This is a genomic window from Shewanella sp. 10N.286.48.B5 (assembly GCF_002874355.2).
Classification (GTDB): Bacteria; Pseudomonadota; Gammaproteobacteria; order Enterobacterales; family Shewanellaceae; genus Shewanella.
On sequence record NZ_MCVG02000001.1, the window covers coordinates 2,706,194 to 2,728,944 of the forward strand.

A 22,751-nucleotide genomic window follows, 5' to 3' on the forward strand; every position below is an offset into this window, starting at 1 on the left:
TAAGTAACTCATTATTCGCTTTAAGTAAGTTCGATGAAATAAAAACTGTGGTGATCAGGTCTAATCATTGTCGCCGTAACAGCGAATATTATAACCAGTATAACTCGGCGATAAGAAGTGCCAATTAGGGCGCTCACTAAGATCATCACTTTAATTGAATATGGATTTCAGCATGTTAAAAAAACTTATATTAGTCGTCGCAATGGCCTTATTTAGCTTACCTTCAATGGCTAAACCTATTGCTAGCGATGAATACCACGTCATGCCATTAATGAATGGACAACAAATCCCGAACCTTGACCTTAAAGATGTTGCCGGCAATAAGGTTAACCTACTAGCATTAACCGCAGCTAAGCCCACTATCTTCTTTTTCTATCGTGGCGGTTGGTGCCCATTTTGTAATGTTCAAATGGGCCAACTTAAAGCTATTGAGCCTAAATTAATTGAAATGGGTTTTCAGTTAGTGGGGATTTCACCTGACTCACCCGCTAAACTTAAAGCCTCAATGAATGACAATAAACTGGATTACCTATTGCTATCAGATGAAAATATGACCGCATCCCAAGCATTTGGTATTGCCTTTTATACCAGTGAAAAAGTCACTAGTATGTACCGCGCCAAGCTCAGTGTTGAAAATACTCTTTGGACCACACCTGCAGGTGAGCAGCGCTTAGTCTTACCAGTGCCTGCAGTTTATCTGGCAGATAAAACCGGCTTGGTACACTTTCAATACATAAATCCAAATTATAAAGTGCGCCCCGCACCTGAGCTTATCTTAACCGCGGCTAAATTACTGCAAGGGCAATAATTTGCAGCAGCAATAACTCGCCTTTGCTACAATAGCCTCGCCGCACTTCCCATTTTTCTGCGGCGGAGTTATTTATGCAAAATACAACACAAGCACCAACATACAACCAAGCGATTTTGGCCCTAGCTGAAGCAGGGATTAAAGCCTTGCAAGAGTCTGCATTAAAGCAAAAAGCCAAGCGAACCCCAGCCCAAGAAAGTCATTTTCTGTGTGCATGGATGGTGGAGTCATTACGGGATAAGCGCTTTCCTAAAATGGTTGCAGATGATCTCAATAGCTGGATCCGTATGGCTCGCAGCCAAGGCGCTGGCGCCATGTTACCGCAGCTACTGCAACGTATCGCAACTCAATACCAACAAGTGCTCACCACCACCTTATCTGAAAAAGGCGCAATCGATGCGCTTATCGAGCATTTAGATAGCAACGAATGGTTTGTTATTACTGATACTGCGTTTTCAGACTCAGGTGCCAAAAAGCTCAAACTGGCGGGTAATGGTCAATCGAGTATGGTGATTTGTGAACATCAGCTGTCGCACTATTTTGATGTAGATAGACTCATTAAGCCTTTAGCTATCTATGTGCGTGGTGATGAGCAATATTTTGCCGAGCAAGCGCTCAATAAAGGGCTATTGGTTAGCCAAGGTAATAAAAAAACCAGTCTTATCAAACATCATAAAACCTATTTGGTATACCCAAACAACCAGTTATCAGAGTTATGTTTATTAGTAGAGTCGCTGGCTTAACTCGCTAATTAACTGCTGTAACGAAAAGCGCTAACTTAATGTCGGCGCTTTTTTTTGTTTCTGGTTGGGTTTCTTAAAGAGTTTTAAGATGATGTTTAGCCGAACATTTTAGAAAGGGTTTTAGAAACGGCTTTAGAATGGGTTAAGGCTATAGCCTTGCTCCGCCAAAATAGCATGGGCCGTCATTGCTGATAACGCCATTTCAACTCCAGGCAATAATGCTTGATTACTAAGGTTGTAATACGCTGCGCTTTGACCACAAATATAGACCTTCACCCCATATTCAGTTAATTGCTGTACCAAGGCTTTATTGGCATTTTCGATGGGCGCAGCTAAGCCGTGTTGCTGGCGATAATAGCCATCATCAGCTAAGTCCCCAACGGCGCTGCCATGTACGACCATAGCTAAATTAATATCTTTAGATTTAACCCCTGCAGCCTCATGCATATTAATAAATCTAGCAAGGGTATTTAAACTGCGATTAACCTCACCAACCTTAGCCGCTTTGCTCATATCAAAAGCGATATTAAATTGCATGCCTTTTGGCAAGGCCAGTTGGCTGTCAATTGTCGCGATTTCGCCATAGCCTTTTATCACAGTTCCAGCTTTAAAGGCCTCTTTTCCTGCCATAGCAGCACTAGAGGTTACCAATAGTAAGCTAACCATCAGCAATTTGAGACTTGATATTTTGTGCATCTTTTATCCTTATTGATTGCATTATGACAAAGCTATCTTGAAACGCTGCATTTAGCTATAATAGCCCTCAAATTTTTACCCCTGTAAATAAATTGCTCAGGGGTATCAATCTCAAAAGCTGCGTAATCAAGTATCAATGCTTAACCGCCAGCTTATCTTAGTCGTATGTGTTGCTTAGCAAGCTAATGTTAAGCCGCCAAACTCAGGAGTTTCCATGGCTCGCCAAGTCATTTATACCTTTAAAGGTAAAACCAAAACAATCGCATTCAGTTACGATATACATCATGACCTATACGAAGCTGCGGCTGAAGCTGAAGGTATTGATTTAACCAACTTCTTGGCTATGGAACAGCAAATTGCAATGACCTCTAAAAAAGGGGCTAAAGCAGAAAAAGATTACCGTAAAACCGAGTTTGCCCGTTTCGGTTTTAGTAGCATCAAATTTGTTCGTGATGATGACGAGCAAAGCTAACAGTCAAAAACTAACCGCTAAGAGTTAAGAGTTAAGCGCATTTGTATTAGTGGCATCACCAATTATTAGTGACAACAACAATAAAAGGATTTACATGATAAATTCAGACCACGCTAATTTCCCTAGAGCCAGCTTTATCCGCCGCTGTGGCGCCATAATATATGACTCATTATTGGCTGTAGCCGTATATATGGTTGCCGGTGCCATTGGTTTTGGCCTGTTTGTCGGCCTTACCAGCAGCGGCGTTATTTCAATGGATGGTTACGAGCACATTGCAGATGCACTGCATCAAACCCCACTGTATAAAGGTATTTATCAGTTATGGGTCGTACTTTGTGTCGTCGCTTTTTATGCCTTATTTTGGAGCCGCGGCGGTCAAACATTAGGGATGAGAGCATGGCGCTTAAAAGTGCAGCACCCTAATGGACAAAACTTAAGTTTTGTTACTGCGCTTGCCCGCGTGGTGTGGTCACTGGCTGGTATTGGTAACTTATTTATTCTTATCAATCCTGATAAACAGGCCCTACAAGATAAAATGACCCAATCAGAAGTCGTAGTACTGTCGGTTGAAGCGAACCAAATGCGCAATTGGCGCGGCGCTTAAACTAGCGGCACAAACTAATGCCATAAACTAGTGCCATAAACTAGTACCATCAAAGAACACGCCGTAATCCTATGGGTTACGGCGTTTTTTATTGGTGCTGTAGAACATCAAGCCGCTAACATGGCGCAGCGATTTGGGCTAAGGCTCAAACTAAAAGCAGAACTAGAGGTAGAGGTAGAGGTAGAGGTAGAGGTAGAGGTAGAGGTAGAGGTAGAGGTAGAGGTAGAGTACAGCAATAAAGCCCTGGTTGATGTGGTCAAGTAAATATAAAAAAATCCCAACAACTAACGTCATTGGGATATTTATTATTGCAGACTTGCCAGAAGCAAGCGCCCTATCAGGCAAAGGCTATTTTCTGATGAAATATAACGCGCCAATACTAAAGAGTAGTGGTGGCATACCTGCACCTATATAGGCGGGTAAGCCATAAACAATACTCATAGGGCCAAATATCTCACTACAAATATAAAAGCTAAAGCCAGCGACCACGCCAAGCAAGACTCTTGCGCCCATTGTCACGGTTCTTAAGGGGCCAAATACAAATGACAGTGCCACTAAAATCATCACTGCTACAGTAATTGGCTGCATAATTTTACGCCACAAAGCCAGCTCATAACGACTCGGATCTTGCTGATTAGCTTCAAGGTAATCTAAATAACCCACTAGACCTTGAATGCTTAACGCTTCAGGTTTTACTGACACCACACTTAATTTATCAGGGGTTAAGGTAGAGTTCCAAATTCGCTCTTCTTGGTATTCGAAGCTAATCTTGTTATCAGTAACTATGGTATTTTTAACATCAAATAAGCGCCATACATCATTAGAAAATTTAGCGCTTTGAGCCTGAGTCATGGTGGTTAACTCTAACTGATCATTAAACTTATAAAAGGTCACTTTATTTAAGGTGTTTATGGTTTCAACTTCACCAATATTGACAAATAAGTCACCGTCTCTTGCCCACACGCCTCGATGAGATTTGATCAGGCTACCACCAGAAACTTTGGTTGCTTGTAGCTCTTTGGCCGTTCTTTCTGCAACAGGTGCACCCCACTCGCCTAAGGCCATTACAATGATCATCAATGGAATGGCAGTTTTCATCGCTGAAATCGTAATTTGCAACCGAGACATACCGGACGCCTGCATTACTACTAATTCAGAGTTCGATGCCAACATTCCCATACCAATCAGCGCCCCAAGTAATACTGCAATGGGGAAAAACAACTCAATATCACGGGGGATTAAGTAAATAACATAGATAATCGCATCAAACATAGTGTAAGCACCGCGGCCAACTACACGTAGCTGATCAACCCACTTAATGATGCCCGACAAGCCAGTTAAAATAAGTAAACATAACGCCGATGTGCCAATAATCACTCGGGCAATATAGAGATCGAGTATCTTCATACTGCCACCTTCTTACGTTTAAGTAATTGCAGTAACTTAGCACCACTTGGACGCTCTTTACCCAGTAAGAGTATACCGATAATAAATGCGGAGCCATGGATCCACCACATGCCTAATACTTGTGGGATGACTTCATCCTCAAGCGCTTTACGGCCGGCAACCATTAAGCCGAAATAGCCTAAATAAAGTAAAATCGCTGGGAACATTTTGGCAAACTTACCTTGCCTTACATTCACCCGAGCCAGTGGCACTGCAATTAAGGTCATGAGTGGAATCGCTAAAGGCAGCGCTAAACGCCAATGGAATTCTGCTGCTGCTTCAGGGCCTGGCGTAGCAAGTAACTGATCAACCGGTAAAGCTGAAAGCTTACGACGACGTTCATCCACTTCTTGCTCTTTAATTTCCATCTTATAACCACCAAACTCAATCATTTGATAGTCAAGATTATTCGGGCTACCTTGATAACGGGTACCATTATCAAGTTGTAATTGCTGGCTACCAAACTTATCTTCCACTACGCGGCCATTTTCTGAAACCACAATATTAGTTAAGCCTTTTTCGTCTTCAGGATCAGGTAACTGAGCCACAAACACTTTTTGTAATTCGTTAGATTTAGTGATTTTTTCAACAAACAACACAGCTCGGCCATTAGGGCTAGCTTGAAAGCGGCCTTGGGTAATTGCTGCTAAACCGGCTTCTGACTGTGCCTGTTCTAGCACTTGATTTTGTCTTTCTTCCGCCCATGGACCTACATAAACCGATAAAATACCAGTAAACACTAAATTTGCTACCGCCAAAAGCAAGGTCACACGGGTGACATACCATTCACTAATGCCAACACCATGGAGCACGACCATTTCATTCTCGGCATACATTCGCCCATGGGCAAGTAATATCCCTAAGAAAAAACTCAGCGGCAGTACCAAAACGGTCAATTGCGGTAAATTTAGCCCTAGCAATGTGAGAACTAAAGACGCAGGAAAGTCGCCATCTGAGGCATCTCCGAGCACTCGCACAAATTGCTGGCTAATAAAAATAGTTAACAACACCAAAAGTATCGCAAATTGGGCTTTTAAAACTTCAACGATCAAGTATCTAAATACAATCACAGGTAGGATCCACAGTCTAAAACTTGTCTTTTTGCTGGTATCAGAGTAACTTCACTATTAAATGTCTGCTTTTAGCAGTTATTGATAGTTTTCTGACCAGCGCGTGAGCTTCTTTAAGTGTAATTCATTTAGCTGATATAGCAGAAAATTACCAAGGATTTATTTCCTTAAAGGTTTGTAAATATGGCCTAACAGGCCGAATTAAAACATTATCTAATAAATATAAAAATTTGTCTTTAATAATCTAGGAGTGCTCATGGAGTTTAGCGTAAAGAGCGGCAGCCCCGAGAAACAACGTTCAGCTTGTATCGTTGTCGGTGTATACGAACCACGTCGTTTGTCAGGTATCGCAGAGCAGTTGGATAAAATCAGTGAAGGTTACATCAGTAACTTGCTTCGACGCGGTGATTTAGAAGGCAAACCTGGACAGATGTTATTATTGCATCATGTTCCCAATGTGCTCAGTGAGCGTGTTTTGTTAGTCGGTTGTGGCAAAGAGCGTGAACTTGATGAGCGCCAATACAAACAAATTATCACAAAGACTATCAATACCTTAAATGAAACGGGTTCAATGGAAGCAGTTTGCTTCTTAACTGAATTACACGTTAAAGGCCGCGATACTTATTGGAAAGTACGCCAAGCAGTTGAAACCACTTATAACAGTTTATATAGCTTTGATGCTCTGAAAACCCGTAAAGGCGAAACCCGTCGTCCGTTACGTAAAATGGTATTCAATGTCCCGACTCGTCGCGAGTTAACTCTTGGTGAACGCGCTATCGACCATGGAATGGCAGTATCATCAGGTATGCACTTATGCCGTGATGTTGCCAACATGCCGCCAAACATTTGTAACCCTGCATACTTAGCCTCTCAAGCACGTCAAATTGCTGAAGTTCATGACAGCCTTACGGTTTCAACTGTGGGCGAAGAGCAAATGGCAAAACTCGGTATGCATTCATACCTTGCTGTAGGGCGTGCTAGTGCCAATGAATCTATCATGACAGTAATGGAATATAAGGGCGCAGTTGATGAGACTCAAAAGCCAATCGTCCTTGTTGGTAAAGGCCTTACCTTCGATTCTGGTGGTATTTCATTAAAGCCGGGCGAGGCCATGGATGAGATGAAATACGACATGGGCGGCGCTGCCGGTGTTATTGGCGCCATGAAAGCCTTATGTGAAATGAAGCTGCCAATTAACGTTATCGGTATTCTTGCAGGTTGTGAAAACATGGTTGCGGGTAATGCTTATCGCCCTGGTGACATCTTAACCACTATGTCAGGTCAAACTGTTGAAGTGCTTAATACTGATGCCGAAGGCCGCTTAGTATTATGTGACGTGCTGACTTATGTTGAGCGTTTTGACCCAGAATTAGTGATTGATACTGCCACATTAACTGGTGCTTGTGTCATTGCTCTGGGCAAACATGCTTCAGGTTTATTCTCATCTCATAATCCACTTGCCCATGAAATACTCAATGCCGGTGAGCAATCAGGTGATCGCGCATGGCGCATGCCGATTTGGGATGAGTATCAAGAAATGCTTGAAAGCCCGTTTGCTGATATGACTAACCTAGGTGGTCGTCCAGCAGGGTCAATCACTGCAGCTTGTTTCTTAGCGCGCTTTGCTAAAAAATATAACTGGGCACATCTTGATGTTGCCGGTACAGCTTGGAACAGTGGCGCTAATAAAGGCTCTACAGGTCGTCCAGTACCAATATTAAGCCAGTTCTTATTGAACCGCGCAGGAGTTGAGCAAGGCGAGTAATTGACTTTTGTTGCAAATAGTTTGTTGCTAATAGTTTACTGTAAATAACAGGCAGTAACCTAATAAAAGGCGAAGTAGTTACTTCGCCTTTTTTATCCCTCTTGTTCGAAGGTTTACATATTTTAAAACCGCAAAAACAGCTCCCTTTGAGTAGCAAGCAAACCGATAAGCCTGACAAATAAATGCGAACACAAGGATTGCTAAAATTTCAGCAGATTTCTATTCAATTAAGCAAAATTAACTCTCCTGCACCCTAGCCCCAATCGATGCTTTTAGTGTAAAATTCGCCTTTACTTCATCAAAATTTAAAATAATGTCAAAGACTCTGTTTTACTTAATGCCAGCAATCAATACCCAAGCCAGTGCGCTTGAAAGCGTATACCTTGCAGCATGTCAGATTGCAGAACGGCATTATCGCCAGCAGCAGCTTGTTTATATTCACTGTCAGAATAAGCAACAAGCCTATGCCATTGATGAATTATTATGGCAATTTGAGCCAACAGCATTTGTTCCCCACAATTTAAAAGGGGAAGGACCGATAACAGGTTCACCTGTCGAGATTGGTTTTGATAAATTAGGCGCCAATAAAAGTCGCCAATTACTGATAAACCTTGCAGACCAAGTGCCAGCATTTGCGGTTAACTTTCCGCATATTATCGATTTTGTTGCTAATGATGATGCGCTTAAACAGATTGCCCGTATTCGCTACCGTGAATACAAGCAATTGGGCATTGAGCTTACTACCACTGAGTTCACTGGCGTTTAAGTCAGTTGATTCGTTAACAATACCAACTATTAATTTAGATTGAGAAAACAAAAATCCCATGGAAAAAACATATAATCCGCAGTCAATTGAGCAATCTCTATACCAAAATTGGGAAGAGCAAGGCTACTTCAAACCACATGGCGATGAGTCAAAAGGTAACTATTGCATCATGATCCCGCCACCAAATGTGACGGGTAGTTTGCACATGGGTCATGCATTCCAAGACACCATCATGGATACGTTGACTCGCTACCAGCGCATGAAGGGCAAAAACACCCTTTGGCAAGTGGGTACCGATCACGCAGGCATTGCAACCCAAATGCTGGTTGAGCGTAAAGTCTTTGCAGAAGAAGGTTTAGGTCGTCACGACCTAGGCCGTGATAACTTTATCGAGCGCATCTGGGATTGGAAAAATGAATCAGGTGGCACCATCACCAAACAGCTACGTCGTTTAGGCGCTTCTGTTGATTGGGATCGTGAACGTTTCACAATGGACGAAGGTATGTCTGAAGCCGTACAAGAAGTATTTGTACGCTTATATGATGACGAGTTGATTTATCGTGGTAAACGCTTAGTCAACTGGGATCCAAAACTGCACACTGCTATTTCAGATCTCGAAGTAGAAAACAAAGAAAAGCAAGGTAGCATGTGGCATTTCCGCTACCCGTTAGCTGATGGCGCATTGACAGCCGACGGTAAAGACTACTTAGAAGTTGCCACCACACGTCCTGAAACCATGCTAGGTGATAGTGCCGTTGCGGTTCATCCAGGTGATGAGCGTTATCAATCGCTTATTGGTAAGTTCATTCTTCTGCCAATCGTTAACCGTCGTATTCCTGTTGTGGCAGATGACTATGTTGACATGGAGTTTGGTACCGGCTGTGTGAAAATCACTCCAGCTCATGACTTTAACGATTATGAAGTCGGTAAGCGTCACGCCCTACCTATGTTCAACATCTTAACCATCAATGCTGACATTCGTAGCGCTGCAGAAGTGGTAAATACTGATGGCACCGCAAACACCGAATTAGATAACAGCTTACCTGAGCGTTATGCCGGTCTTGAGCGCTTTGCTGCACGTAAAGCCATTGTTGAAGAGTTCGACACCTTAGGTTTATTAGGCAAAATTGATCCTCACGGATTAAAAGTGCCATACGGCGACCGCTCTGGCGTGGTTATTGAGCCACTACTTACCGACCAATGGTATGTGTCAGTTGCGCCTATGGCTAAAACAGCCATGGAAGCGGTTGATAACGGCGACATCAAGTTTGTGCCACAGCAATACGAGAACATGTACAACTCTTGGATGCGCGACATTCAAGATTGGTGTATCTCACGTCAGCTTTGGTGGGGACATCGTATCCCAGCTTGGTATGACGAAAGTGGCAAAGTCTATGTGGGTCGTGACGAAACTGAAGTTCGCACTAAACATAAGCTAGATGACTCGGTTGTTTTACGTCAAGATAACGATGTATTAGATACCTGGTTCAGCTCAGCGTTATGGACATTCTCAACACTTGGCTGGCCAAAAAATACTGAAGAATTGAAAGCTTTCCACCCAACTGACGTGTTGGTCACTGGTTTTGATATTATCTTCTTCTGGGTGGCGCGCATGATCATGATGACCATGCATTTCATCAAAGATGAAAACGGCAAGCCGCAAGTGCCTTTCAAAACGGTATATGTCACTGGACTTATCCGTGATGAAGCCGGTAATAAGATGTCCAAATCTAAAGGTAACGTATTAGATCCTTTAGACATGATTGACGGTATCGATCTTGAATCACTTGTTGAAAAACGTACCGGCAATATGATGCAGCCCCAAATGGCCGCTAAAATTGAAAAAAGCACTCGTAAAGAATTCAGTGAAGGTATTGAAGCACATGGCACCGATGCACTGCGCTTTACTTTAGCTTCAATGGCATCAACCGGTCGTGACATTAACTGGGACATGAAACGCCTTGATGGTTACCGCAGCTTCTGTAACAAGATCTGGAACGCATCACGTTACGTGTTGATGAACACTGAAGTGCAAACTGAAGATGCAGCAGACGATGCTATCGGCGAAGCATTAGATTGCGGCCAAATCTTGGTTGATGGCAAGCCAGGAGCAATGGAATTGTCGCTAGCTGATCGCTGGATTATCGGTCTGTTTAACGAAACCGTTAAAACCTACGATGAGCACATGGCCAATTACCGTTTCGACTTAGCGGCTAATACTATTTATGAGTTCACCTGGAACCAATTCTGTGACTGGTACCTAGAGCTCACTAAGCCGGTAATGCAAAACGGCACCGATGCACAACTGCGTGGCACACGTCATACGCTGGTTAATGTACTTGAGCAAATGCAGCGCCTAATGCACCCAATGATGCCTTACCTCACTGAAACTATCTGGCAGCGCGTTAAGCCGCTAGCAGGTGTTGAAGGTGATACCTTAATGATTGCACAATTCCCTGAGTATGACGCAACTAAGGTAGACGCGCAGGCAATGGAAGATCTTGAGTGGGTTAAGCAAGTCATTACTGCTGTGCGTAACATTCGCGCTGAACTAAACATTGCCCCATCTAAGCCACTTAACGCCCTACTTCGCGGCGTGAGTGAGCAAGATAAGGCACGTTTAGAGGCTAATCAAACTTTCTTCAAGACACTAGCTAAGCTTGAGTCTATGACAATTCTTGCTGATGGTGAAACTGCCCCAATGTCGACTACCCAACTTGTCGGTGACATGGAGCTATTAATCCCAATGGCAGGGTTGATTGATGTGGCTAAAGAAGTAGCCCGTATCGACAAGCTACTTGAAAAAGCAGCTGGCGAGTTCAAGCGCATTGAAGGCAAGTTATCTAACCAAGGCTTTGTGGCTAAAGCCCCTGCCGCCGTGATTGAAAAAGAACGTGCTAAGCAAGCTGAATATCAACGTGATATGGATAAGCTTGCAGAGCAAAAAGCAGAACTTGCTAAGCTAGAAGGCTAAGTAACAAAGCTTGGTTTATTTGCCATCTCGCTAAATAAACCCAAACTAAAAAGGCTATCAAGGTATTTGATAGCCTTTTTTAATGGCTAAAATTAACCCAAGCGATGAAAAGTATGATTGTTGAGCAGTTACAATAGATTGTAAAAACTTATCTCCATTAAGTTAATTACAACGCCACTGGCGGCTTATTCAGGCAAATAATACCTAAAAAAATGGTCAAAATGGCTTAGATACTGTATAAGCTTCGCCTCTAGATATTTTTCATCCATTTTAAGAGTCTTGAAGCTTTAGCTTATAATCACTTATCAACCTTAAGTTAGCTTCAAATGCCTTGGTTTACCACCTTGGTTCAAATACTCGACATTTAAAACGATAGGCAGGCACAACACATGTCAGATAAATTCTTTTTCAAAGGCCGTCAAACGCCAAAACCTGCCTATGGCGAAAGTGGTTACAACACCAAACGCCAAGCTAAACCTGGCACTGCAGCGCTTCCTTTACAGTTATCAGTTCAAACTGATAAGCGTAAGCTTGAAGTTGAAGCATTAGTTGCAGAGAGCAAACTAGTCGCAACTATTACTGTTAACAGTGACGTCGCTGAAGATATATTTGAACTTCTGGGTATTTTAAACAAGCCAACGGCAGTCACCGCAGAAGCCAAAATTAACCGTAATGACCCTTGTACTTGTGGTAGCGGTAAGAAATATAAAAAGTGCTGTGGCTAAGTCCTTTAAGTGACATCAGATTAATTAAAGCGAGCGATTAGCTCGCTTTTTTGTATAAAAAATCCCCCTCCGAAACGCAATTATCACATTCCTGCTCAGTAACTTTGGTAAATTTGGTTAATTTAGGTAAAGTGTCTGCCGACCTATTGTTAATAATAATAATCATAAGGGTGATTTATGAGTGAAAGTTCACACTCAGGCAACGACCTAAGAGAAGTGAAACAGCTGGGCATGTGGGCATCTATTGCCAGCTTAAGTTATATATTTTGGATTGTCGGCGGCATGGAGCTGGTGGAACGTATTGCCTACTATGGGGTAAAGGCCAGTGCCGGTTTATATGCTAAAACACCAACCTCGGAAGGCGGGCTGGGTATTAGCCTTAGTGATTACGGTGTCATTATTGCCATTTGGGCATTTATGCAAACCTTCATTCCAGTATTTACTGGCGGGATATCTGATCGCGTAGGCTACAAAGAAACCATCTTTGCCTCAACAGTAATCAAGATCATGGGTTACTTGGTGATGGCGATGTTTCCAAGCTTTTATGGCTTCTTGATTGGTGCAATATTATTGGCCGCAGGGACAGGGATCTTTAAACCCGGTATTCAAGGCACCTTAGTGCTTTCAACCGGACGGCAAAACACCTCAATGGCGTGGGGCATATTCTATCAAGTGGTCAATATTGGTGGCTTCCTTGGGCCTTTAGTGGCTGTACATATGCGTCAGTTATCATGGGATAATGTGTTTTACGCTTGTGCTGCCATCATCTCTTTTAACTTCCTATTTTTACTAGCTTATAAAGAACCAGGTAAAGAAGAGCGACTTGAGCGGGCCCGCAAAGTCAAATCAGGCGAAATTAAACAAGAAGCATTATGGCGTGATGCGCTTCATGAGCTTAAAAAGCCCGTTGTTATCTATTACATGTTGGTATTTGCTGGTTTCTGGTTCTTATTTAATGCCTTATTTGATGTATTACCTATTCATATTGCTGAATGGGTTGATACCAGCGTGATTGTTACCTCTCTATTTGGCCCTGAAGGCACCTCTAACGGCTTTTTCCAGTTTTGGTTAGGCCTTGATAATACTGGTACTAAGGTGATGCCTGAAGGCATGCTCAACCTCAATGCTGGTATGATCATGACCAGTTGTTTCTTGGTTGCTGCACTTACCGCTAAGTATCGTATTACCACTGCCATGTTAGGTGGTTGTTTACTGAGTATTTTGGCATTCGTGCTCATTGGCGCAACCAATGCTGCATGGATGATTGTACTGGCTATTGCAATGTTCTCATTCGGCGAAATGATGATTAGCCCGAAGAAAAATGAGTTTATGGGCAATATTGCCCCTGAAGGTAAAAAAGCCATGTACTTAGGCTTTGTGATGTTACCTCAAGGGATAGGCTGGACTCTGGAAGGCTACTTTGGGCCTAAACTGTATGAGATGTATGCCTCAAAAGAGATTTTCTCACTGCAGCTTCTTGCAGAGCGTGGCATGAGTCAAACAGATGTTGATGCAATCCCCCAAGGCGAAGCATTTTCAACCTTAGTGACTTATACCGGTGAGCCTGCACAGCAGCTAACAACGCTGCTGTATAACACCCACAGTATCGGCAACGCTTGGTATATTATCGCTGCGGTGGGAACAATTTCGGCAGTAGGAATTTATCTTTACGGTAAGTGGTTGTTTAAACTGCAACAGAGCTAAAGTAAATTACACTGGCTTGCCAGCACAGTAGCTAACAACGATGCTAAAAAACTATGGCGTATAACAGCCACAGTATCGGCAAAGCTGGGTACATTATCGCCGCTGTGGGACGATTTCGGCAGTAGGGATTTATCTTTACGGTAAGTGGTTGTTTAAACTGCAACAGAGCTAAAATAAATTACGCTGGCTTGCCAGCACAGTAGCTAACAACGATGCTAAAAAACTATGGCGTATAACAGCCACAGTATCGGCAAAGCTTGGTACATCATCGCCGCTGTGGGACGATTTCGGCAGTAGGGATTTATCTTTACGGTAAGTGGTTGTTTAAACTGCAACAGAGCTAAAATAAATTACGCTGGCTTGCCAGCACAGTAGCTAACAACGATGCTAAAAAACTATGGCATATATATGGCGTATAACAGCCACAGTATCGGCAAAGCTTGGTACATCATCGCCGCTGTGGGACGATTTCGGCAGTAGGGGTTTATCTTTACGGTAAGTGGTTGTTTAAACTGCAACAGAGCTAAAGTAAATTTAAACAAAAAAGCTGACAAGGCTATTCATAGCATTGTCAGCTTTTTTATGGCGCTAATTTAGTATTACGCTGCTTTTAACGACGCTGGTGCTGCAGTGGTTTCAGCTTTACTTGCTGCAAATCTGACTTTTCCAACAGGCAAAATCACCCGGCCATATTCAGCATTCAGCACTTGCGCCATGGCAAAGTAAATGGCGCTTAAGCCACATAAAATACCTTCAAAGCCAGCAATGGTGCCAATTAGCTCGCTGCCGGTAAAATCTCGCGCAGCTAATAGGAAGAATAAAATAGTTAGCAAGCCAAAGACAATTTGCTTGGCTAATGGGTAACGCATAGAGCCAATAAACATAAAGCCAGTAAACATGCCCCAAAGCGCTAGGTACCAACCCATAAAGCTTGCAGGACTTGCCGCAAAACCCATTTTAGGCATGACAAGTAGACCAACTAAGGTTAACCAAAATAGCCCATAAGAAGTAAATGCTGTAGTGCCAAAGGTATCGCCACGTTTAAAGCACATGATGCCGACAATCACTTGGCCAATGCCGCCGTAAAAAATACCCATAGCAAGGATCATTGAATCAATTGGAAAAAAACCAGCATTATGAATATTAAGCAAAATGGTGGTCATACCGAAGCCCATTAAACCAAGTGGCGCTGGGTTTGCGTATGAATTTGTCTGCGGTGTCGACATTGAGTTCCCCTACAGGAAGTAATCAATTAAGTAAGTAGTGACGATAGTGTCGTCACACTAGATTAACTTTGGTTAATCTTAGCGCCGCGCATAATAATGTAACCGCAGGAGGCAATCAAACTAGCAACCAAGGGATCTGAGGAATAAGCACACTAAACAATGCGATTAATTAGTGTTGCTTTTCAGCTTGTTAAATAAAAAAGTGGCATTAACCTCTCAAGTGAACACTTGAAGGCTTGAAGGCTCACAAATATTGCCAACTACCGATCTAACTCACAATAAATCAGCATTAAAGCCTGCTTATAAGTAAACTAAAACACGCTAGAACGTTTAAAAATTGCACTGACTCACAAAAATGAATAATAACGCCATTGGGATCAATAAAAGGGTTAATGCAAACTCTGAGGATAAAAAAAGGGAGCCCGAAGGCTCCCAGTGGTTTATTTGCTATGAGAAGCAGGGGATCTCATAGCTGATGAAACATCTATTATTGCTAACTAGTGTGCCCCTCCAGCATGCATTATATCAATACCGTAAGTCTTACCTTCAGCATGACAAGTTGCACAAGATTCAACCGGCAGATTAGCAGTTGAAGCTGGATCGCCCTCAACTATCGCACCATTACTCTTGAAGTGAGCCATTGCTGAGGCACTTGAGTGAGCGTGACAAGTACGACATGCTTCAGCGGTTGGGCTAATGAACATTGTTGCACCAGCATCTACTGCAATTGCGCGTTTACCTGAAGTAAGACCACCATCTGCTGCGAATAAACTCACATCATCTTTATGACAAGCTGCACATTCGGTAGCCACTGCTGGGTAACCTTGTGTTTCCATATCAGAATTTAAGTGTATTGCAGGGAAGCCACGGTTATCATCCCAAAGACCTGAATGGAAACGGTGAGCGACAGTGAATAAGTCACGGTTGCTATAGGTTAAGCCTTCAATTGTTTCAAATACTGGGTCGCCATTTTCGTCAACTGCATCTGTTTTATATTCAACAGCCACATGATAAGAGCCACCCCAAGTGTCGTTATGACAACCTACACATTGGTCGAAACGTTCGTTACCGTAATGCTTAGCGATACCTAATGAAGTATGACAAGTATTACATTTAGCTTCATCAGCGGTTACCCGTGCAGGGTCGCTAAAGCGAGATATCGTTGCGCCGCTACCATCAGCATTGGCGAGATTCCAGTAAGCTGGCGCCATAGTGACTGCTACATAACCAACATCATATTGCGCTTCGCCGCTTGAATCTAAACACTCAATAAGCATGCCTTCTGAATCGGCACATACTGAGAAGCGTGGCGTTACAGAAATACTCTTTCCGTCTAGATTAAACTCACCTAATTGAGTCACCATTAACTGACCAGCGGATGCAGCAACACCATTTAGATTAACCGAAGCACTACCGTAGTAAGTACCATCAGTGTCTATCCAGCCGGTTTTCATTTCATCGTATTTAGTAAAGTTAGTGAACTCGAAACCATCTTCAACGGCAACACCATCAATAGTGACATCAAATGTAATCACCATTTCATCCATGTCAACTGTTGCGCTTTCAGTGTAACTCACACTATTTAAAGCAATTTCAATTGAATCAGTGGCAATCGCTCTCGCTGCAACATTATGTGCTTGCATTGGGCTTAAGCTACCTGCGCCATGACAACCAGAACAGGCTGCATCACTTTCAGGTACGATACCTAGGTGGTTTTCACCAGTGGCTAAATCTACATCGGTATGACATGACACACATGCTTCTGCGTAAACATTATCATTCCATTGCATACCGTTATCATGACATGCGGTACATTGATTTATTTCTGATGGGAAGCCAATTTCGCCAAACATCTCTGCAGCTTCACCTTCTAGATCGTCAATATGATGACCAGCGTGTAATGTGTGAATCATTGCATTCCAATTAGCGTTAAAGCCTTTTTCTGGATCATCCTCTCCACCCGCATAAGCAGGATTATGACAGGCTACGCAATTTTCAACTTTTTGATAATTATGGTGGGCACCAATATTGGCAATTCGAATATCAGTGGCTTCATACCCATCCATTTGAGTATGACACTTAATACAAGAGGCGTTAGACACTGAATCTTTTTCAGATACCGCTAGCTCACCCGTTGCAGGAATAAAGTCAACCGGAGTAGAAAGCAATTTATCTGCAATGCCTTCACCTGTGCTGTCTACAACATCATAGCTACGCACCATAACGCGATGTAAGTTATTGGCATCACCATCTGCAAGTACAACCGGTGCATTGCCTTCATGTTCCCAAGTACCTGTGTAAGTGCCTGGGTTTGCTTCATCTTCAACTAAGGTACAAGCTTCAACTTCTGCGCCGCCGCGGGCTTCTGCCATACCTGTTGGCGTACAATACATACTTGAACCAAATTCATTGGTTAGGGTATGGCTTTCCCACAATAGTGGCGCGCCAGTATCCGTGGTATTGGCCGCTTGATTCATCACATAAAGCGCTACTTTGTCTAAGCCACTAAAGGGCACATCTTCGCCTTTAGCTGTTTTGCCTGTTACCGTAAATTTGATAGCAAAATCATCACCTCCTACTACCACGATATCTGCAGGGGCTAAGCTCAACACAAAATCAGCAGCAGATGCTACTGTATCAACAACACTTCCCGCTGGTGCTCCTGGTGTACCTGGTGTACCTGGCGCGCCGGGTTCTCCTGGGGCACCATCTTTACCATCATCTCCATCACTACAACCCGCTAGTCCAATAGCAGCGATTAACGCTGCTGCTAGAATCGACCTTTTATATGTTCTCATTATCGGATCCCCTATATAGGTATTTAAATCTGCTTTAGCAGTAACTTTAATATAAAAGATACCCCTTTAGATGTATCAAAAGAGTTTCATATATGTGACTAAAATTTAAAGATTTAGATCTTGCAATTTTACAAGTCGAAGTTGGCAATTTCGATATATGAAATTTGTATAGGTTATTGAGTTTTATACTGATAATGATTGTTATTAACGAAACAGATTTGCGCTAAAAGAATGGTGGAAACAAGCATAAAAAATGCACAGTTCAAGGTGAATGACTCGACAGCCATAGCGCTTCTCTAGCCCATTAAAATGATATTCAGCGGCAGATCCCCCAGCACAGGGAAATGGCTAAATAGCACATAAGCGATTTAGGCAGCGATTAACTTAAGCACTGAATTAATAATAATCTTTCTGCTGTCATCACAATAGCGGCGGTATGAGGAGGTTCTTTCAATAAGGTGGTATTGCGGCGCGGCGCCATGGCCAAGCAATTTTTCTCTTTCGGTTTCCGGTAAGCTTTCAACACGTAGTGCATTAAAGTGATTTAACACTGCAGCTTCTGATGTGGCTATAAAGCTGAAACTTCGCATGGTCAACAAGTGACAAAACCACTCTTCAATGGAACTAACTCGACTGATATTAAGCGGCTCAATCCCTGATTGACGGCAGTAAATTTGGAAGAAATCTAATTTATCATTAAACCCCTTGGTATCGAGCAGCAAAAAGGGATAGTTAGCTATGTCATCTAAACTTATAGCATCATAGCCCCAAATAGGATGATTCGTTCTAGCCACAATCGAAGTGGAATCACTATGACCGAGGCTTTCAGATAATAAATCGCTGGCGCTGGCTGGGCCAAGGTTAATCCCTAAATCAATGTCACCTTGGTGGATCAACTCTTCAGAATGCTCATTCCATATATGCATTCTGACTTTACCTAACTTATCCATTATGTCGTCGCTGCCAAGCGCCATTGAAAGTGAAGTCATAATGATGGGAGTTACCGCAATATTGAGCACGGTTGATGAATTAGTACAGTTACCTTCATGTACGATGCGTTCAATATTTGAGGCTGACTCGCAAAAACTACATATGGGCTGATAAAGGTGCTCTGCTAGCGCGGTAGGTCTTAACCCTTGTTGACGTCGATAAAATAACTCATCATCAAAGGTTAACCGTAACGCCGTTAAACAACGGCTTATTTTAGGAGCTGAAACGTTTAATTCTTTCGCTGCAAGGTTAGCAAAGCCTGTTTCATAAATAGTTTTAAAGACCAACAAACAGAACACGTCTAATTCGCTGATTTTCTTAAGCGCTTTGAAATCCATGCAATTACCTAGTAATAACCTTGTTAATATCAGGCTTAATCTAACATAATTGTAACAAGTAAAACTTGATCAAGCCCAACCTTATAGAATTAATTTAAGTTTTTTTAAGGTTTTATAAGATTTACTTAAGATTGATTTCAGTTTGAGTGAGCGAGCGAAACTCCCCGACTAACAATTGCTTATCCAAGTTAATATTGCCCACCGACTCACGATGTAAACCAATCACCGGATTCCTGAAGCGGCCAAACATACGCTTAATTTGATGGTACTTACCCTCTTGTAACGTCACCCGTGCTTGATACTCTGAGATGATTTCAAGTTGCGCCGGTAAAGTGGTGATATCTTCAAAACCAAAATACATCCCTTGATTAAAAGCGCTGATATATGAGTCATCAATGGGATTTTCTAACGTCACCAAATACTGTTTGTTTACTTTGGTTTCAGGCGACATCAAAGCTTGCGACCATTGGCTGTCATTGGTAATTAACAGTAAGCCAGTAGAATTTAAATCAAGCCTACCAGCAATATGCATCATTTCAATATTGACGCCAGTTAATAGCGACAAGGCCGTGGGATGAATATCATCTTTTGTCGCGCTCACCACACCCACAGGCTTGTGTAACATATAGTATTGTTTTTGCTGGTTCTGAATAAAGTCACCATCAAGCATAATAGCGGTAAACTCATTAATTTGATGGTCCATCTCTTTACAAGTCTCACCATCAACATTGACCCGCCCAGCCAGTAAAATTAGCCTTACCGCCTTTTTAGGTAGCTGTAATTTTTTAGCTAAAAACTGATCTAAACGACTTCGTTTACTTTGCATTTATAAGCTCAATTTAAGTGATTTATTCTTATTTAACTAGTTAAAAGAATTAACTTATTACTAATCAATTTAGTGGATAGTTTGAGTTGGCAAACTAAATCGCATACCCTATTTGAGAGCGAATCTAAAAGGGAGTGATATGTTTTTGCAGCCAGTCTATCCGATTTTACAGCCAAATATGAGTATTGTAGAGCTAAAACAAGCCATTACTGATTTTGATATTTGGCTAGAGCAACAGATTAGTTGTAGCCCAATTACCGAGATCCTGACATTTCGCGCTCAATTTTTTGATAAACTTCTCAGTCATATTTGGCAAAAGTTTACTTTTGATACAAAAGAAATCTCTCTCAATGCTGTCGGTGGCTACGGCAGGCAAACTCTACACCCTTTTTCTGATATCGATATTTGTATTATTCATGACCACAACTTATCCACCGATGATGCCAATAAACTCAGTGATTTTCTGACTCAATTATGGGACTTGGGTTTAGATTTAGGCCATGCAGTAAGGCGCCTAGATGATACTTTTGTCGCCTGTAAAGAAGATGTCACCATCGCCACCACTTTACTTGAAATTCGCAATATTTGTGGCCATGAAAACCATCAACACCAAGTTATCAGCAAACTCTATGGCGAAAGTATTTGGAGTAGCGCAGCCTTTTTTGAAGCCAAGTTTAATGAGCAACAAGTCAGGCATCATAAAGCCCAAGGCACCGCCTTTAATATTGAGCCCAATTTAAAAAATAGCCCTGGCGGCATGCGTGATATTCAAACGATTACTTGGATAGCTCGCAAACATTTCTCCATTGACGATCTTAAAGATCTTCGTCGTCTTAATTTTTTAACTGCTGATGAATACGCAGAACTAATGGAGTGCCAAAACTTTATTTGGCGAGTGCGATTCTCATTGCATCAAGCGTCAAACCGCTCTGAAAATAGACTTTTATTGCAACATCAAGCTGAAGTCGCTCGCCTACTGGGATTTGGTGACAGCGGTAATATCACCATTGAAAAAATGATGCGCCAATTGTTTAGAGCAATGAAGCGTATTCGTGAATTAAACCTGATGTTGATGGCTTATTTCCAACGCGAGATATCGCCACTGAAACACAATAATTGTATCGATATCAATGACAATTTTGAGATCTTAAATGGCCAAATAAATGCAAAAAATCAAGATGTGTTTATTGATAGACCGCAGATCATGTGGATGTTTTATTATATTGCCGAATACCATCAACAAGTAAAAGGCATTACCCCTGAGACCTTAAGATTGATCAGGCAAGTACGTCGTCGTTTAATGGGTGATTTACAAGACTTTCATGTCTGCCGTGAACTGTTTGTCAAACTATTCAAGCACCCACAAGGCATGGGGCTGGCAATTACCTTAATGCATCAACATGGCATCCTTACCTCATATTTACCCCAATGGCGTGAAGTGGTTGGCCAGATGCAGTTTGATTTATTTCATGCTTATACTGTGGATGAACACACTCATAAACTGCTAAAAAACTTATATGCACTAACCCATGATGACATTAGTCACGATCACAAATTGGCCGCTGATATCTATGCTCGGTTCCAAGCCAAAGAAACCATTTTATTTGCCGCACTATTTCATGATCTTGCTAAAGGACGTGGTGGTGATCACAGTGAACTCGGCGCAGTAGATGCCAAATTATTTGCCAAATTCCATGGTTTAAAAAACTCACAGCAGCAATTAATTAGCTGGTTAGTGGAACAACATCTATTAATGTCCATCACCTCCCAGCGTATGGATATTCAAGATCCTGATGTCATTACTGCTTTTGCAAAATCCGTGGGCAGCCTCACTAAACTTGATGCTTTATATTGTTTAACGGTGGCCGATATTCAAGCCACCAATGATGATCTATGGAATGATTGGAAAGCCAGTTTATTAACCGACCTCTACTTTGCCACCCGTAAAGCCCTCAGGAATGGTCTTGAAAATGTATTGCAACTGCGCAGCGTGGTTAGGGAGCACAAACAAGAAGCCCTTAATATCATCAATGCCGATTCACAATTAACAGATGAACACCAAATACAGGCTCAATCTGCTGCTATTCAAAAACTATGGAAAAACCTGCCGTTATCCTTTTTCGGTAATGCAGAATCCAGTGAAATAGCAAAATACACCCTAGGAATACTTTCGCATCAGCAACAAGCTCAAGCAGATTCTGAATCGTTAATTATTGTTGATGATAGTAATGTCAAAGGCTGTAGTGATGTTTTTGTGTATACCAAAGACAGAGCAGGCTTGTTTATTTCTCTGTTTAATACCCTATCAACCTTGAAGATATCAGTGAAGCAAGCACAGATTTCACAAACTAAAGACGGTTACGTGGTTGAAGCTTTTAAAGTACTCGACTTTGACGGTAAACCGATTTTCAGTGCTCAGCGCCGCAAACAAGTCACCAGTAAGCTACGTCAAGTGATAGACAATAATGTAATGCCGCCGAAAAAGCGCCCTTTAAGACACACCCAAAGTTTTGATAACAAACCCACCATTGAATTTATTCACTCTAAAAAAGCTAACCGCACCTTAGTGCATATTTTAGCGCTAGAAACCCATGAGTTTATGGGGCAAATAGCCAGTGCATTCAGAGCACTAGAGCTTACAATTCATTCTGCAGCCATCAGCACAGTCGGTGAGCGAGCTGATAACGTGTTTACCCTTTCCAACCAATACGGTGCACAGCTTTCAGAAGAAGAACAAACCGATTTACAGGAAAAATTAGTGAAATCGATCACTTCAACCTTATAATTATCTCAATTAATG

The 22,751-nt window shown here is 42.2% G+C and carries 17 protein-coding genes; 10 read left to right on the forward strand and 7 right to left on the reverse strand.

Translation table 11 applies throughout. From position 1 onward, the window contains the following. The first annotated feature begins 172 nt into the window (after nucleotides 1-172). Nucleotides 173-808, forward strand: a complete 636-nt coding sequence (locus BCU57_RS11610; protein WP_102438788.1) for a peroxiredoxin-like family protein — start codon at nucleotides 173-175, stop codon at nucleotides 806-808. A gap of 74 nt (nucleotides 809-882) precedes the next feature. Beyond that, nucleotides 883-1,551, forward strand: a complete 669-nt coding sequence (locus BCU57_RS11615) for a DUF2913 family protein (protein WP_102438790.1) — start codon at nucleotides 883-885, stop codon at nucleotides 1,549-1,551. A 132-nt stretch (nucleotides 1,552-1,683) separates the two neighbouring features. Here the strand turns inward: BCU57_RS11615 and BCU57_RS11620 are convergent, their stop codons facing one another. Further along, complete coding sequence (locus BCU57_RS11620) at nucleotides 1,684-2,247, reverse strand: DsrE family protein (protein ID WP_102438792.1); 564 nt, start codon at nucleotides 2,245-2,247, stop codon at nucleotides 1,684-1,686. Between the two features lie 214 nt (nucleotides 2,248-2,461). Between BCU57_RS11620 and BCU57_RS11625 the strand changes: the two genes are divergently transcribed. Both BCU57_RS11625 and BCU57_RS11630 read left to right on the forward strand, forming a co-directional pair. Then, nucleotides 2,462-2,719: a DUF2960 domain-containing protein gene (locus tag BCU57_RS11625; protein ID WP_102438794.1), complete on the forward strand. Its 258-nt coding sequence runs from the start codon at nucleotides 2,462-2,464 to the stop codon at nucleotides 2,717-2,719. 94 nt (nucleotides 2,720-2,813) lie between these two features. After that, complete coding sequence (locus BCU57_RS11630) at nucleotides 2,814-3,323, forward strand: RDD family protein (protein WP_102438796.1); 510 nt, start codon at nucleotides 2,814-2,816, stop codon at nucleotides 3,321-3,323. Nucleotides 3,324-3,671: 348 nt separating this feature from the next. On the opposite strand, the gene lptG is transcribed toward BCU57_RS11630, so the two are convergent. After that, complete coding sequence (lptG, locus tag BCU57_RS11635) at nucleotides 3,672-4,730, reverse strand: LPS export ABC transporter permease LptG (protein ID WP_102438797.1); 1,059 nt, start codon at nucleotides 4,728-4,730, stop codon at nucleotides 3,672-3,674. Continuing rightward, nucleotides 4,727-5,839 carry an LPS export ABC transporter permease LptF gene (gene lptF / locus BCU57_RS11640; RefSeq protein ID WP_102438799.1) on the reverse strand — a complete coding sequence of 371 codons (1,113 nt, stop codon included), beginning with the start codon at nucleotides 5,837-5,839 and terminating at the stop codon, nucleotides 4,727-4,729. The genes lptG and lptF overlap by 4 nt, the downstream gene beginning before the upstream one ends. Nucleotides 5,840-6,095: 256 nt before the next feature. Between lptF and pepA the strand changes: the two genes are divergently transcribed. From pepA to BCU57_RS11665, 5 genes are all read left to right on the forward strand, one after another. Further along, the gene (gene pepA, locus BCU57_RS11645) at nucleotides 6,096-7,604 is read left to right on the forward strand and encodes a leucyl aminopeptidase (RefSeq protein ID WP_102438801.1); all 1,509 of its coding nucleotides are present in this window, start codon (nucleotides 6,096-6,098) and stop codon (nucleotides 7,602-7,604) included. A 313-nt stretch (nucleotides 7,605-7,917) separates the two neighbouring features. Continuing rightward, nucleotides 7,918-8,370, forward strand: a complete 453-nt coding sequence (locus BCU57_RS11650) for a DNA polymerase III subunit chi (RefSeq protein ID WP_102438803.1) — start codon at nucleotides 7,918-7,920, stop codon at nucleotides 8,368-8,370. Nucleotides 8,371-8,428: 58 nt separating this feature from the next. After that, complete coding sequence (locus tag BCU57_RS11655; RefSeq protein ID WP_102438805.1) at nucleotides 8,429-11,344, forward strand: valine--tRNA ligase; 2,916 nt, start codon at nucleotides 8,429-8,431, stop codon at nucleotides 11,342-11,344. 389 nt (nucleotides 11,345-11,733) lie between these two features. Next, on the forward strand, nucleotides 11,734-12,069 hold the full coding sequence (locus tag BCU57_RS11660; protein WP_102438807.1) for a PBPRA1643 family SWIM/SEC-C metal-binding motif protein: 336 nt from the start codon (nucleotides 11,734-11,736) through the stop codon (nucleotides 12,067-12,069). 177 nt (nucleotides 12,070-12,246) lie between these two features. After that, nucleotides 12,247-13,773, forward strand: coding sequence for an MFS transporter (locus BCU57_RS11665; protein WP_102438809.1), 1,527 nt, complete (start codon nucleotides 12,247-12,249; stop codon nucleotides 13,771-13,773). A gap of 599 nt (nucleotides 13,774-14,372) precedes the next feature. Here BCU57_RS11665 and BCU57_RS11670 read toward each other — a convergent pair. From BCU57_RS11670 to BCU57_RS11685, 4 genes are all read right to left on the reverse strand, one after another. Further along, nucleotides 14,373-14,999 carry an acetate uptake transporter gene (locus BCU57_RS11670; RefSeq protein ID WP_102438811.1) on the reverse strand — a complete coding sequence of 209 codons (627 nt, stop codon included), beginning with the start codon at nucleotides 14,997-14,999 and terminating at the stop codon, nucleotides 14,373-14,375. Nucleotides 15,000-15,496: 497 nt separating this feature from the next. Continuing rightward, a complete protein-coding gene (locus BCU57_RS11675) occupies nucleotides 15,497-17,797 on the reverse strand; it encodes an OmcA/MtrC family decaheme c-type cytochrome (RefSeq protein WP_102438813.1) in 2,301 nt (766 codons plus the stop codon). A 368-nt stretch (nucleotides 17,798-18,165) separates the two neighbouring features. Then, nucleotides 18,166-19,125 (reverse strand): LysR family transcriptional regulator, encoded by a 960-nt coding sequence (locus tag BCU57_RS11680; protein WP_102438815.1) that lies wholly within the window; start codon nucleotides 19,123-19,125, stop codon nucleotides 18,166-18,168. A 121-nt stretch (nucleotides 19,126-19,246) separates the two neighbouring features. Beyond that, nucleotides 19,247-19,951, reverse strand: coding sequence for a 16S rRNA pseudouridine(516) synthase (locus tag BCU57_RS11685; RefSeq protein WP_102438817.1), 705 nt, complete (start codon nucleotides 19,949-19,951; stop codon nucleotides 19,247-19,249). Nucleotides 19,952-20,090: 139 nt separating this feature from the next. On the opposite strand from BCU57_RS11685, the gene glnD reads away from it, so the two are divergent. Further along, nucleotides 20,091-22,736, forward strand: coding sequence for a [protein-PII] uridylyltransferase (glnD, locus tag BCU57_RS11690; RefSeq protein ID WP_102438819.1), 2,646 nt, complete (start codon nucleotides 20,091-20,093; stop codon nucleotides 22,734-22,736). Nucleotides 22,737-22,751 lie beyond the last annotated feature (15 nt).

Excerpts from the sequence above, each read along its gene's own strand:
- BCU57_RS11685 (WP_102438817.1), bottom strand. The coding sequence starts at position 19,951 with ATGCAAAGTAAACGAAGTCGTTTAGATCAGTTTTTAGCTAAAAAATTA.
- BCU57_RS11660 (WP_102438807.1), top strand. The coding sequence starts at position 11,734 with ATGTCAGATAAATTCTTTTTCAAAGGCCGTCAAACGCCAAAACCTGCC.
- BCU57_RS11680 (WP_102438815.1), bottom strand. The coding sequence starts at position 19,125 with ATGGATTTCAAAGCGCTTAAGAAAATCAGCGAATTAGACGTGTTCTGT.
- BCU57_RS11610 (WP_102438788.1), top strand. The coding sequence starts at position 173 with ATGTTAAAAAAACTTATATTAGTCGTCGCAATGGCCTTATTTAGCTTA.
- BCU57_RS11655 (WP_102438805.1), top strand. The coding sequence starts at position 8,429 with ATGGAAAAAACATATAATCCGCAGTCAATTGAGCAATCTCTATACCAA.
- glnD (WP_102438819.1), top strand. The coding sequence starts at position 20,091 with ATGTTTTTGCAGCCAGTCTATCCGATTTTACAGCCAAATATGAGTATT.
- BCU57_RS11670 (WP_102438811.1), bottom strand. The coding sequence starts at position 14,999 with ATGTCGACACCGCAGACAAATTCATACGCAAACCCAGCGCCACTTGGT.
- BCU57_RS11665 (WP_102438809.1), top strand. The coding sequence starts at position 12,247 with ATGAGTGAAAGTTCACACTCAGGCAACGACCTAAGAGAAGTGAAACAG.
- BCU57_RS11620 (WP_102438792.1), bottom strand. The coding sequence starts at position 2,247 with ATGCACAAAATATCAAGTCTCAAATTGCTGATGGTTAGCTTACTATTG.
- BCU57_RS11650 (WP_102438803.1), top strand. The coding sequence starts at position 7,918 with ATGTCAAAGACTCTGTTTTACTTAATGCCAGCAATCAATACCCAAGCC.
- BCU57_RS11615 (WP_102438790.1), top strand. The coding sequence starts at position 883 with ATGCAAAATACAACACAAGCACCAACATACAACCAAGCGATTTTGGCC.
- pepA (WP_102438801.1), top strand. The coding sequence starts at position 6,096 with ATGGAGTTTAGCGTAAAGAGCGGCAGCCCCGAGAAACAACGTTCAGCT.
- BCU57_RS11675 (WP_102438813.1), bottom strand. The coding sequence starts at position 17,797 with ATGAGAACATATAAAAGGTCGATTCTAGCAGCAGCGTTAATCGCTGCT.
- BCU57_RS11625 (WP_102438794.1), top strand. The coding sequence starts at position 2,462 with ATGGCTCGCCAAGTCATTTATACCTTTAAAGGTAAAACCAAAACAATC.
- BCU57_RS11630 (WP_102438796.1), top strand. The coding sequence starts at position 2,814 with ATGATAAATTCAGACCACGCTAATTTCCCTAGAGCCAGCTTTATCCGC.
- lptG (WP_102438797.1), bottom strand. The coding sequence starts at position 4,730 with ATGAAGATACTCGATCTCTATATTGCCCGAGTGATTATTGGCACATCG.